We start from the raw sequence: 14,115 nt of genomic DNA, 5'->3' as shown, positions 1-14,115 counted from the left end.
GGTAGGACCTCAAATTGTCAATTGTCAATTATCAATTGTTTTATCTTGCTGCGTAGAAAGAATAACCTTCGGCAACCTGTTTGAAAGCAAGTACGCCGGCCTGGTTCAGTTCCACATTCATTTCTTTGCCATCAGGAAGGTACATGACCACTTCATCGTCACCAGTGAACTTCAACAGCTTGGTCGATTCACCGTCAGCTTCTACGTTCCAGCTCTGATCTGCTTCATTGAAAACCAGATCGACAGCTTTTTCTTCTCCTTCTTTCTGGATGTGGTAACCGTCTTTTTTTGTTTCGATAGCATACGTGCCATCTTTTGTTTCGATTGTTTTTACCGTACCGGCATCGGCAACAGGGTTGCTTCCGCTCCAGAACTCAATCGAGTTCAAAACCAATATATCTGCCAATGCAGAGATTTCATAAACCGGAACAATCCAAAACGCAATGAAAACCAGTTCATTTACAAACTTGCTGTCAATGTTTCTGTTCCAATCCAGCAACTTATTGGACAACCCAAACGATCCAATACACGATGAGAACAATACACTGCTGGCAAGCGTCATCGCTACCAATAAAGTTACACTTTTTTTCTTCATGAATGTTTAGTATTTGTAGTTAATTTGGGGACGAAGATAACAATTTATTTTGGATTAGTTTAAGGCTCTTTTGGTTTTCTGTTATTGAGGTGGTTATGAGTTCGGGAAGATTGAAAGTTTTGGTAAAAGTTTTATAGAATTCGGAATCTTTTTGAGGAACTATAAACGGTTTGCCGGCAAGCCCTGTTGCCGGATTGAAATAGGCAATGAACGGATGCGCCCAGAGTCCGTCTACACGTTTACTGCTAAAAACAAACCACTTTCCAGATGAAGACCAAGTATGAAAACTCTCTACATTATCACTGTTTACTTCCTGCATGTTTCGGATATTTCCGTTTTGCAGATTTAATAGATAAAGTTCGCTTTCAGGATGCCAAATGGAGAAGTTGCCATAATCAGAGCAAGTAAACATCAGGTAGTTTCCATCCGGAGAGATTCTCGGGAAAGAAATGCTTTTATGCAAAGCCGATGTTTCGTATACACATTCTGGTTTACCGAATGTTTGTTGTTTGGCATCAAAAGATATTTTGTACAAGTCATAATAAATGCTGTCTAAAGATGTTTGAGGAGTAATAGCCCTGCTTCGGCAGAAATATAATGTTTCCCCGTTCGGGCTCCAGGTCGGGAATGTCTCCATCCATTCCGGTCCATAAATAAGCGAGTCGGTGATAATCCGGTTCATTTCGCAATCCCAGATGATCAAGTCGGATTCCCGATCTGATACCTCAATCGGCTTTTCCCCGGTGGAATGGAAAAACTGCTGTATTTCGTTGACGGAATAAGCAATATATCTTCCGTTCGGATGCCAGGACGCATATGTCCCTCCATTGTTCATCCCCTGTTGTTTAACGTTTACTTTCTCGACTTTCCCATGACGGGATATGATGGTTCCTCCGTTATCTCCCCGTGTATGGATCATCATAGCCTCCGGGTTATTTTGGCAGAAGGTATGACAATTCATGCAAGTCGATTTGGCTGAGCTGTTTTCAATAATCGGAATTACCTCGTAGGAGGAAAGATCCCGTTGGTAAATACCCATTTGATTCCATAATTCGTAGCCTGGATATAAGAGGCGGTATACTAAATACGAATCTATCGGTTCTGAGGAAATGGAGTTTCGGATATCTTTGTATTGTATCCATTTATCCTTTTGGCGGATAGATACACGAATATAAAAATCATTTTCGACTGCAGCCGAGGTTAGCTTGTACCATTGTTTCAGAGGTATTACAATTTTGCATTCTTTACTTTTCAGGGTAAAGAAAACCTTGTCTTTGAATCCTATTTCTGTATAATATTCTTCTCCATCCTCAGTAATTTGGAAGTTAGGGGGAGCTATATTGACCGGAAATGTGACATCTGTGTAGTCAGGAAACAGAGTTGGTGGTTTATCTAAATAAGTATCCGGTGTAATCATTCTTTGGCTACAGGCTGTCATCAATACTATATAGATAAGAATAATAGAAAATTTCATGAGTTATTATTGTTGTGTTTGTTGATAGTTGTCGAGTATGCTTTTGTAAAGGGGTGGCATTTCTGAATAAGAAAATTGTTTTATTCGTGGTAAATGCTCTACGAATTGTTTGGTCTTATTACTAAGTATCAGGTAACTCATCAGGTATTCGAACGCCATACGATTGGTAGAATCCTGCTTGCAGATAAAAATAAGTTCCGGACCTAAATCCTGAATATTGGTAAAACGTGCCTTCTTCTCTTTTTGTTGGGGAACAGGTTTCAATCCTGGAACTTCACCGGTAGGAACCAACCTTTCGTATTCTTCTGCTTGCTTGCTGTAGAACAAAGATTGTTTTAATACTCTGATAAAACGCATCGCTACGGCCTGGCGTCCGTTTACAATATTGTAACGAATCAGGTTCAGAAGGGTAGGAGCTGTTTCACCGTAAGCCACCAATGCTTCAGAAGCCCAACGTTGAGCTTCATTGATATAGCCCAACTGTTCATACAGATAATGTCCATACTTACTTTGTCGTGGATTACTCATCCAAGGTAGGAAAAGAGAATTAGGACCATAGTTTTGTGGATATTTCAACAGATCGTAAGGCATACGTCCGGTATGATAGAGAGCCATATTGCAGAAATACTCCATCAGTTGGTTCTCTCCTCTATATTTTCTTGTACAGGTAAGGATTTGTTCCCATTCCTGTTTTTTTACATGGTTTTCTGTTTCAATCAGTAACCGCTCACGCATATTGTAAGTGTATACAAATAAATAGAATGTGCATGAGGCATACATGATCAGAAACAGGATTGTATAACTTGTATATATTTTAAGGTTGATTATAAAACGGGGTAACATGCGGGCTGAAAATGTGGTTAGCAAAAGGATTGCGAAAACAACTGCGGGATAGATCCAGCCCAGCGTGAATCCTGTTAGTGCAAAACAAGGGATCGTGACATAGTAAAAGGCTTTTTGGGGAAGCAAGGATAGTAAATATGTGATAAGGAAGGTGCAGAAAAGGCTTGTGATCCGGCAGATATCAAAATCCGGCGATTCGAATTGTATGAATAGATAAAGAGGTGGAAGTAACGCTATCTGTAACGGATCGTTTCTTACGGTTAGCTTCCGGATGATTAGCACCGGGAGTAGATACAGGCATGATAGGATAAATGCCAATATTAATTTCCCCGCATAGGACAGATAGAAAAATTGGATGACGAAGTTTGCGAAATATTCACCTAACTTTCCCGGCTCTGATAAATAACTCTCCAGATAGGAACGGGTAAACAGGAAAAGCTGCTGCTGTTCATGATAAGGGAAAAGATAAGCAAGGCTGTCCATGAACATGAACAGGAGCAGGCAGAAAAGAACGATAAAAAGTAACCAATGAATATGCTTCATAAAAGAGTGAAACACGAGAGAACGTTTGTTCTCCCGTGTTTACTGTAAATATTAGTATCACTTATTTTGTCGGATATTCCGGATTCTGTATCAAGGCCGGATTCAGGTCGATTTCTTCCTGTGGAATTGGGTACAGGTAGTTATAGTCTTCATATTTGCTACCTGTCAGTTTAATGTTTTCACCCTGATACAGGATACATTTCTTTCCGTTATCTCCATCCGGAGCATTGGGATCATCAACCATCTTATATTTCATTCCCAGGAACGGAGCGTTCAATACTTCTTTAGCAATACCCCAACGGCGGATATCCCATTGGCGTTTACCGCTTTCCAGCGCAAATTCCACTCGCCATTCGTTACGGATACGCTGGCGAAGAGCATCTTGTGTGCCACAATAGGTCGGTTTGCTTGCATCTGTGTTTTGTAGTTCGGGCATACCTACACGACGACGTACTTGATTTACGGCGTCAAAAGCAGAAGCATCTAATGGTGAAATTTCGTTTTTAGCTTCTGCATATGTCAACAAAACTTCTGCATAGCGGATAACATGCCAATCTTTACCCATATCCCAACCTGTGGATTGTGGGTCGATCGACGGGTCTAACCATTTTTGATTGTAATAACCTGTCGCTGTGGCATCGTTATGTTGGGCAACACCTGTGGAACCGCTTGATTTCAGCGGTGCTGTTTTGATTGTTACGCCATACATTTCTTCTCCATCATGTAATACACAAACTTCTAAACGCGGATCGCGATCTTTGAATGGATTTGTAGGATCGTAGGTTGTGGATTTATCAATCGGAGAACCATCGGCACATTCAAAGGCATCAACTAAACTCTGAGTCGGATTGATACCACCCCATCCTTTTGTAGGGAAACATCCCCAACCGATTATGTAAGTTGTTAATTCCGGTGCATTGAACTGTCTTACTAAAATAGCCTCTTTACAAGCTTCTTGTTCTTCCCAAAATAAATTTGCATACTTGCCTGTATTATTGGCATCAAACAACTCATACTCTCCTGAATCCATTACACTTTTTGCAGCATCGGATGCTGTGTCATAATGTTTGAAATATAATGCGGCACGTGCTTTCATAGCATTGGCTGCGCCTTTTGTTGCACGTCCATAATCGCTACTACCCCATTCGGCAGGTAAATGGGCTGTTGCATAGTCGAAGTCTTCTATTACTTTCGTATAAACTTCTTCAACCGGTGTACGTGTAATGTTTCCCATTTCTTTCAAATCTACCGGTTGGTCAACGTAGGGAACCCCACCGAATGTTTGGATAAGTCCGAAATAAATATAACCTCGTAAAAAACGAGCTTCTCCCATAACTGCTTCTTTATCAACTTGGTTGTAATCAGGAATATTATCTATTTTAGACAGTAAAATGTTACAAGCACGGATTGCTTTATAGTCTCCGCTCCAGCCCATGGCTGCAGGATCATAAATGCCTCTGGATACATCTCCGGCAGCCCATTTGATACCGTGTACGGCATTATCCGAATTAATGTCGCCATCAATATCTCCACTATTACTTCCGGGTAATACCTGGCGATATACGTCTGCAATAAACATTTTTGCGTCATTAGGCGTTTTCCAGAAACTACCGTCTGATAGTTCATCATCCGGCATGCGATCCAAAAAATCGCTACATGAACAGAAGCCGAATAGGGTAATAGCCAGAAGAGCTATATAATAATTCTTTTTCATATCTTTAAATTATAATTTGTTGTTTAAAAACCTACTTTAAGACCGATTGATATTTTTCTTACGTTCGAGTATAAACCTCCGCGGGAACTAGATGGAGCTGATTCCGGGTCAAGTGAATCCATTCCGGTGATTGTGAACAGGTTTTCACCTGTCAGGAATACTTTTACACGATCCAAATTGATTTTACTTAGTAATACTTTCGGAATGTTGTAACCGATTGTCAAATTTTTCAATCGAACATAGGAAGCGTCTTGCAACCAATAAGATGAGAATTGATAGTTGATTTGGTCTGACATTGTGATACGTGGGTAGGACGCATTGTGATTGGTGGGTGTCCAACGATCCAAATGACGTTCCAGAACTTTACCTCCGTTGAAGAATGCATAGGCTGCTTCATTATTAACATAAGCATCTACATCGAATGCTCCTTGGAAGAAGAATGACAAATCAAAATCTTTATAATATAAATTGGCTCCTAAACCGGCAGTCCAACTTGGAAACTCTTTTCCGATAACTTTGCGATCGTTGGCGGCATCGATTTTTCCGTCACCGTTCAAGTCTTTGTAACGGATATCCCCCGGCTGTTCCGTACCGGTACGCGTCGGGCCATTTGCGACTTCTTCTGCTGAATTGAATAGACCGTCTGCTTCATATCCGTAGTATGAACCGATAGGATAACCTTCCAAGAACCAGAAATTATCACGTCCGTCTCCGGGTTCTTTTCCTTCTGTATCCATCAAGTCTACCAATTCGTTGCGAACATAAGCAATATTGAAGTTAATGTCATAACGAAAATCTTTACTGATAGAATTGTTGTGGAAAATACTTAAATCGAACCCGGTGTTCTGGACTTTACCTGCATTTTGTCTGGGTGCATCCATACCGAATATACCCTGTACAGGAAGGAGCAATAACATATCATTGGTTGTTTTCTTATATCCGGCTAATTCAAATCCTACTTTATTGTTGAAGAAAGAAGCTTCGATTGCACCTTCGATACTTGTTACTGTCGCCCATTTGAGTTCTTGGTTTGCATAACGACTTTCTTTAATGGTTGAATAAAGGGTGTTTCCAAACATATATTTATCGTACGCATACGAAGGAACTGTCAGATAAGCTTCTTCGTCCTTCAACTCTTCGTTACCTGTTTGTCCCCAACCTGCACGTAATTTCAAATTACTAAGCCAGTCAAGTCCCGCATTTTTCATAAATTCTTCTTCTGTAATTCTCCAACCAGCCGAGAATGCAGGGAAAGTACCCCAACGGTTACCAGATGCAAAACGAGAGGAACCGTCTATACGGACATTGGCTTCAAATAAATATTTATCAGCAAAATTATATTGAGCACGTCCGAAATATGAACGATGAGCGACTTCGTATCTTGACTCTTTATTGGTTTGTGAAGATGCATCCAATGTACTCAAAGATTCTTGTAATTCATTGTTTCCACCTCCTTTACGAGTAGCTTCTAAATGTTTGTAGCGATAATCAATTTGTTCAAAACCGGCCAGTAAACCTAAATCATGTTTTCCCCATGTTTCATTATAATTGATCAATACCTGCGTTGTATACCAGTTCCACCAAGTCTGTTTTTCATATCCTTCACGGAGACCGGTTGTCGCTTCATCTTTAGCACCGTAAACAATTTGTGTTTTGAAAGCATCTTCACTCCTTTCGTCATTACGTACGGAAAATAGTGCTTTAGCAGTTAAATTGGGTAGAATATTTACTTGCCCATATAATGTTCCATTTACCTGCTGATCCATTGTCCTTCTGAAACCATCACGTCCTAATAAAGCGACAGGATTGTCTTTCCCATTATAGATGAATTTCCCTTCTTCGTTTCGTACGCCTTCTACCGGAGTAGCACGGTTTGTGAATTGTGTCATACCTGCAACGCTATTCCATCCGTCCATTAAAGTCCCTCTGTAACCGGATACATTCAGGCCGGCAGAGAACCATTTGCTAATTTGTGAATCAATGCTGGTTCGTGCATTAAAACGTTTATAATTGTTGGCATCGATCAAACCGTTTTGTTGTGTATAACCGACAGATGCACTATAACTTGTTTTTTCAGAACCTCCGCTGATGGAAAGATGGTGCATTGTTTCAATTGCATTTTTGTTCATGGTTTCTTTATACCAATCGGTATTGGGATGACCATAAGGATCAGTACCGTTACGGTATAGTTCTATGTCTTCTTCTGTGAAACGGAGTGGATTGTTTGGATTGTCATTTAGTGTAGCTTCATTATACAGCATTGCATAATCTGCAGATCCTAAAAAGTTAGGACGTTTGGTCGGAGTCGACCAACCTACATTTCCGGAATAGTTAACACGTGCACGATCTCCTTTTTTACCTTTTTTGGTAGTGATCAAAATGACCCCATTGGCAGCCTGAACACCGTAGATGGCGGCAGAAGATGCGTCTTTCAATACCGTAAGACTTTCGATATCGGCAGGGTCAATTGTGTTCATACTACCCGGAACACCGTCTACAATAACTAATGGGCTTGCTGCGTTGACAGAATTTTTACCACGAACTGTAATTGTACCTGTTTGGCTACCCGGACGCCCGGAACCTTGAATAGCTGTAACACCCGGCATCTGTCCTGCTAATGCGGCAGATACACTTGATACAGGTCTTGATTCCAGAGCTTCAGCTTTGATTGATGATACAGATCCGGTTAAATTTACTTTTTTCTGTACGCCGTAACCGACCACGACAACTTCATCCAGTTTCTGTGTGTCTTCCTTAAGATTTATGTTGAGAGATTGCTCTCCGTTGTACTTGATTTCCTGGGTCAAATAACCGATAAATGAGATTACGATTACATCTCCTTTTTTTACTTCCAGGACGAATTTACCATCCATGTCGGTGACAGTACCGTTTGTCGTACCTTTTACAACTACGGAGGCGCCTGCTACAGGGCCAAATTCGTCTTCCACGATACCTCTCAAACTTGTTTGTTGCTGAGAAATGCCAACATTGGGTGTTGCAGCCTCGCTGGAAGCGAACGTTGTTTCTGTCGTGAACAGTGCTGCAGACATCAACATTAGGCTGACTGGTCTTGCGATTTTCAACATACTAATCGTTTTTTGTTTAATGATAGTTAAAAACTATAGGCTTTGAGAGGGCGTGTTTTTTCTACAGCTTGCTCTTACTTGCTTATTTTTTAGAAATTAGAATCAAAGTTTATGCTTGCATATGCGTAGTTCTTGTAGGACTACGACTTATTGTAAAAAATATAAAGAGGTATATGCAAAAAGGTGGTTCTTTTGGATGAAGTTCTTGTAGGACTACGATTAAGTTTGCCGAATTCGTGTCAAGTCCTCTGATATTACTCTCTTGTATATGATAAAATCACATGCCGCAAATCTACTGCGGGCAGCCGTAAGCCTATTAGTTGATAGCCGCAAGCTTCTTGCCGGAAATTATCGAACAATATATTGATTTGTATTAATATACAGGAAAAAGATTCTATTATTTCGATTATTCGTTGTTCGTTTTTGAGGAGATATTTATGGTAATAAAGCGGATAATTGCGTGATAAACTAATTTATTGGTTAGAAGTTGTAATCTTGCATTATTAGAAATATACAATAAGTATACAGGAAAAAGATAGAAATGTTCAATATGATTATAAAATAACACTCTGATACACTTAATTGTTAATTAACATTTTGAGATGTATGCTCGGTTGAGATATTCGAGGAACGGAGGGCGTGTATTACGAAAAATACTGATTCGGGTATTTGGTGTAACACTGTCAATTTGTCGATTCTTTAAAGGACGAAAAGTTAAAAACGAGGGTGAAAAGAAAATTTAACTACCAATATTATCTTTGTTAGTAAAATAATTTAATATATTTGTCTTAATGTATAAAAAATGGCATAAGGATATATTTAACGGTGCTCTTGCAAAAATTTATCTAAAAAAAGATGCACGATAATAAATAAATGTGTTACATTTGCCACGTCAAAGAACGTAGTCCTACAAGGACTATGTCTGTATTTATATGACAAAATAATGATATGCGTTAAAAATCATACCATGAATGTAAAGAGCTTATAAGTGAGTTTTTATCACCTTCTTGAAATCTGTTTATATCGTGGTTATTATAATTATTATTAAACAAAAAACAATTAGTATGTTGAAAATCGTAAGACCAGTCAGCTTTTTGCTGTTGTCCGCTGCTTTATGTTCCTCGGGGACAGTATTCGCATCTAATGGAACAGCAACACCTAAAGTTGGCATTTCTCAGCAACAAAAGAGTTTGAAAGGTACAGTTAATGATGCATTAGGGCCGGTTGCCGGTGCGTCGGTAGTCGTAAAAGGAACGACAAACGGTACTGTTACCGACATGGACGGTAATTTTGTGTTGGACGTTAACAATGGTGATATCCTTCAGGTTTCTTTCATTGGCTATGTGACTCAAGATATCAAGTATACCGGTCAGGCAACTTTAACTGTAAACTTAGTCGAAGATACACAGAAACTGGAAGAAGTCATTGTCGTTGGTTACGGTACGCAGAAAAAAGTAAACATGACCGGAGCTGTTGCTCAGATTGATAGTAAAGCCTTGGAAAACCGCCCTGTTCAGAATGTTTCTACTGCTTTGCAAGGAACGATGCCGGGTGTTCAGGTTACTTCCGGCGGTGGACGTCCGGGACAGGATGGAGGTACGATCCGTGTGCGTGGTGTCGGTACCTTGAACACGGCTGATCCTTATATTTTGGTCGATGGTATCGAAACCGGTACGATGAACTCTGTCGATCCGAACGATATCGAAAGCATTTCCGTATTGAAAGATGCTGCTTCTGCTGCTATTTACGGATCGAAGGCTTCCAATGGTGTAATTTTGATTACGACGAAACGTGGTAAGACTGGTAAGCCGCGTATTTCTTACAATGGATATGTCGGTCTGCAGAAACCGACGGAAATGATCGACCGCATCAGTTCTTACGATTATGCGCGCCTGTATAACCAGTCTATGGTAGACGCAGGTTTGAACCCGCGGTTTGAACAATCCGATCTGGATAAATTCCGCGATGGATCTTCTCCTTATACACATCCGAACACTGATTGGTATGATGAAGCCTATCGGACGGGTGTACAGCACTCTCACAATGTTAATGTCAGTGGTGGTACGGAGAACGTAAAATATATGGGATCTGTCGGTTATTTAGGACAAACAGGTATATTGCCTAACGCCGAAAGACAACAATTCAACGCTCGTACCAATTTGGACATGAAGTTGAACGAACGTTTGAATGTCCGTTTGAATTTGGCTTATATCAAGAACGACTATTCCGACCCGAACTCTTCTTATGCCGGTGGTAGTTCAGACCAGATTATCCGCCAGTTGAACCGTATCGCACCGTGGATTGTTAGCCGTTATGAGGATGGTACTTGGGGTACGATCAGTGATGGTAGCCCGATCGCTTGGCTGGATATGGATCAGACAGTGGATCGTAAGAACCAGAACTTCTCGGGAACGTTGTCTGCCGATTATAAGATCATCGACGGACTGGTTGCAACGGTTACCGGTTCTTATGTCAATAACCAGCAGCATTATCGCGCTTTCCAGAAATTCATTCAGTATAATCCAAGCAAGAAGTCGGATCCGAACAAGTTGAATGAAAACTTTTACGGTTGGCATCGTGCTACATTCGATGCTTTGTTGAACTATGACAAGCAGTTCGGCGAACACGGCTTGAAAGCAATGGCGGGTTGGCATACGGAAAAGTATGATTATCGGGAAAATACTTCTGAACGTAAGAACTTCCCGACAAACGACCTGACAGATATGGATGCAGGTGATGCCGCTACACAGAAAAATGGAGGTTATACTCGTGAATTGGCGATGATCTCTTGGTTCGGCCGTATCAACTATGATTATGCAGGCAAATATCTGTTTGAAGCTAATATCCGTGCGGATGCTTCTTCTCGTTTTGCCGATGGCAATCGTTGGGGATATTTCCCTTCTTTCTCCGGTGCATGGCGTTTGAGCGAAGAAAGTTTCATGGAAAATACATCCGAATGGTTGAATAACCTGAAGGTGCGTGCTTCTTGGGGTCTGTTAGGTAACCAAAGCGCGTTGGATGACTATTATCCTTGGATGAACACTTATAATTTGGATGCCAACTATCCGTTGGGTGGTTCTTTACAGAGTGGTTATTACCAGAAGAGCTACAAATTGGCTTCCATCTCTTGGGAAAAGTCTCGTACGTGGGGACTTGGTTTCGATGCGACGCTTAACAACAAGATCAACGTGACTTTCGATTATTATGACCGTAAGACAACCGGTATTATCATGGATGTACCTGTCCCTGACGAATTTGGTTTGGGCGCTTACAAGGATAATGTCGGTCAGATGTCCAACCGTGGTGTGGAAGTGATCTTGAGCTATAATAACAAATGGGGTGACTGGTCATTCGGTGCAACCGGTAACTTTGCCTATAACAAGAATATTCTGCAAGATTTGGGCCTGACCGATGGAAGTAAGGATATGGTCGATCCGAATAATAGCAACAAGGTACGCCGTATCGGTGAAGCGTTGAACACATACCGTGTTTATAAGGTAGATGGTTTCTTTGAATCAGACGAAGCCGCACAAGCTTGGATGGATAAATATGCCGGAAAAGAGGGATATCCGTTCTCTAAAAAGTTTAAAGCCGGCGACTTGATTTATCAGGATGCCAACGGTGATGGCAAGATTGATGCTGATGACCGTGTCCTGGCTGGTTCGACAGATCCGAAGTATACATTCGGTTTGAACTTGAATGCCGCTTATAAGAACTTCGATTTGTCGATGACATTCACGGGTGCTGCCGGTGTAAGCCGTTTGATCAACAGAGAAGTTACCGGATATTTTGCAGGTGATGACTCGCATCCTGCAACCGTTTGGTTGGATGCTTGGACTCCGGAGAACAAGAATGCAACAATGCCGCGTGTCGCTTATGATGAAACATCGAACAATTATAACGCTTCTACATTCTGGGTACAAAATTCCAGCTATCTGCGTATGAAGAACTTGCAGTTTGGCTATTCACTTCCGAAGAATGTGATCAAATCGGTTGGTATTGAAAATGTTCGTTTTTATTATTCAGTAGAAAATTTGTTTACGATCCACAATATGCTTGTAAGTGTCGATCCTGAAATCGGATCCGAACGTGCTTCCAGCTTCCCGTTGACACAGACACATGCTTTTGGTGTGAATATAACTTTCTGATAGTTTAAAATAGAGATAAAAAAAGATTGATATAAATATGAAACGATTATTAGTATATATGTTGTCAGGAATGGCGCTGTTCGGGACTTCTTGTTCGGACTTCTTGGATACGGCTCCATTGGATGCTTTGTCTCCGGCTACAACTTGGAAAACAGAAGGAGATGCCGAAAAATTCTTGATCGGATGTTATGACGGATGGGCAGACGAAACCGGTATCTTGTATTGGGATTGTGCATCCGACTTCGGATTTAACTTCCATGCTCATGAAGGATGGAGAGAGATCGGAGCAGGTACGATGAGTTCGACGGGTAATGTCGCCAACTATTATTCATTCGGAATGATCCGCCGTTGCAATGACTTCCTGAAAAATATCGAAGGTGTGGAATTCTCTGACGCTGCCAAGAAAAATGATTTGATAGGACAGGTGAAGACTATTCGTGCTTACCAGTATTTCTTGATGAACTGGTTGTATGGCGGTGTTGCTATCATTGATTCATACGAAACGGCCGATGAAGCAAAAGTGCCGCGTAACACGGTTGAAGAGGTGAAGAAGTTTATCTATGATGAACTGGACGAAGCTGTCCCGATGTTGAACGATGCACCGAAAGCCAGTGGTTATATTGCAAAGGGTACGGCGTTAGCATTGAAAATGCGTGCTTCTCTGTTCTATGCAGATTATCAATTGGCAAAAGACGCTGCTAAGGCTATCATGGACCTGGGACAGTATGAGCTGGATCCGAGTTTCGAAAATCTTTTTATGGTAGCCGGACAAAACTCGAAAGAAATCATCGCGGCTGTTCAGCATGATGAAAACTTGTATTCGAACTGGATGATCGCTACAATGTATAACAATGGCGATGGCGGTTGGTCTTCTATGGTTCCGACACAGAATCTGATCGATACTTATGAAATGAGCAATGGTTTGACAAAAGAAGAAGCCGGTAGTGGTTATGATGCTACTCATCCGTTTGCAAACCGCGACCCGCGTATGGCTATGACGGTTCTTTATCCGGGTATGGATTGGAACGGTGAGGTGCTGAACACATTGGATAAGGAAATCAATGGAAAATCAAATCCCAATAACAATGGAGCGAACAACTGTTCCAAAACTCGTTTGACTTGGGCGAAATATCTGGCTCCGATGTCTCAGTACAATGATGTTTGGTCTACCAATTGCCAACCGATCATTTTCCGTTATGCAGAAGTTTTGTTAAGCTATGCAGAAGCTGAAAATGAATTGAACGGACCGTCTGCCGAGGTTTATGGCATGTTGAATCAGATCCGTAACCGCGTCGGAATGCCGGATGTAGATCAAAATAAATACGGTTCGAAAGAAACACTGCGTGAATTGATTCGCCGTGAACGTTCGGTAGAATTGGCCGGTGAAGGTCTTCGCCGTCAGGATATCATCCGTTGGACGGATGCCAGCGGCAAGATGGTGGCTGAGACAGTTTTGAACGGTCCTTTGAAAGCTATCACGGGTACGATCGATCCTAACGAAACTGATCCTACAAAACGTGCCGTTGTTACGGGTAGTGAATTGGTGGAAGAACGCGTGTTCAAACCGTATCACCGCTATTTGCCGATACCGCAGAGTGCGATTGATAAAAACAAAGAGCAACTTAAACAGAATGAAGGTTATTAATAGGTACTGATATATTTTTATCATGTTTTAAGAGGGGTATATTGGAGTATTTCCAATATATCCCTTT

The 14,115-nt window shown here is 41.2% G+C and carries 7 protein-coding genes; 2 read left to right on the top strand and 5 right to left on the bottom strand.

What is annotated here, in order from left to right; all coding sequences use genetic code 11:
- Positions 1-40: 40 nt before the first annotated feature.
- The 5 genes from BQ9893_RS12265 to BQ9893_RS12245 all read right to left on the bottom strand — a co-directional run bounded on the left by BQ9893_RS12265 (position 41) and on the right by BQ9893_RS12245 (position 8,255).
- Positions 41-595 (bottom strand): DUF3332 domain-containing protein, encoded by a 555-nt coding sequence (locus BQ9893_RS12265; RefSeq protein ID WP_075966301.1) that lies wholly within the window; start codon positions 593-595, stop codon positions 41-43.
- 19 nt (positions 596-614) lie between these two features.
- Positions 615-2,069 (bottom strand): TolB family protein, encoded by a 1,455-nt coding sequence (locus tag BQ9893_RS22545; RefSeq protein ID WP_075966300.1) that lies wholly within the window; start codon positions 2,067-2,069, stop codon positions 615-617.
- Between the two features lie 6 nt (positions 2,070-2,075).
- Positions 2,076-3,455: a DUF6057 family protein gene (locus tag BQ9893_RS12255; RefSeq protein WP_075966299.1), complete on the bottom strand. Its 1,380-nt coding sequence runs from the start codon at positions 3,453-3,455 to the stop codon at positions 2,076-2,078.
- Between the two features lie 61 nt (positions 3,456-3,516).
- Entirely contained in the window at positions 3,517-5,169 is a 1,653-nt protein-coding gene (locus BQ9893_RS12250) for a RagB/SusD family nutrient uptake outer membrane protein (RefSeq protein WP_075966298.1), read from the bottom strand.
- 23 nt (positions 5,170-5,192) lie between these two features.
- Positions 5,193-8,255, bottom strand: a complete 3,063-nt coding sequence (locus BQ9893_RS12245; RefSeq protein WP_081415452.1) for a SusC/RagA family TonB-linked outer membrane protein — start codon at positions 8,253-8,255, stop codon at positions 5,193-5,195.
- A 1,064-nt stretch (positions 8,256-9,319) separates the two neighbouring features.
- Here BQ9893_RS12245 and BQ9893_RS12240 point away from each other — a divergent pair.
- Together BQ9893_RS12240 and BQ9893_RS12235 are read left to right on the top strand one after the other, a co-directional pair.
- Entirely contained in the window at positions 9,320-12,403 is a 3,084-nt protein-coding gene (locus tag BQ9893_RS12240) for a SusC/RagA family TonB-linked outer membrane protein (RefSeq protein WP_075966297.1), read from the top strand.
- A 37-nt stretch (positions 12,404-12,440) separates the two neighbouring features.
- Positions 12,441-14,048, top strand: coding sequence for a RagB/SusD family nutrient uptake outer membrane protein (locus BQ9893_RS12235; RefSeq protein ID WP_075966296.1), 1,608 nt, complete (start codon positions 12,441-12,443; stop codon positions 14,046-14,048).
- The last annotated feature ends 67 nt before the right edge of the window (positions 14,049-14,115 follow it).

It is taken from the genome of Parabacteroides massiliensis (assembly GCF_900155425.1).
Classification (GTDB): Bacteria; Bacteroidota; Bacteroidia; order Bacteroidales; family Tannerellaceae; genus Parabacteroides; species Parabacteroides massiliensis.
The sequence above is the reverse complement of the archived record's forward strand: the minus strand, read 5'-3'. Positions and strand labels throughout refer to the sequence as shown.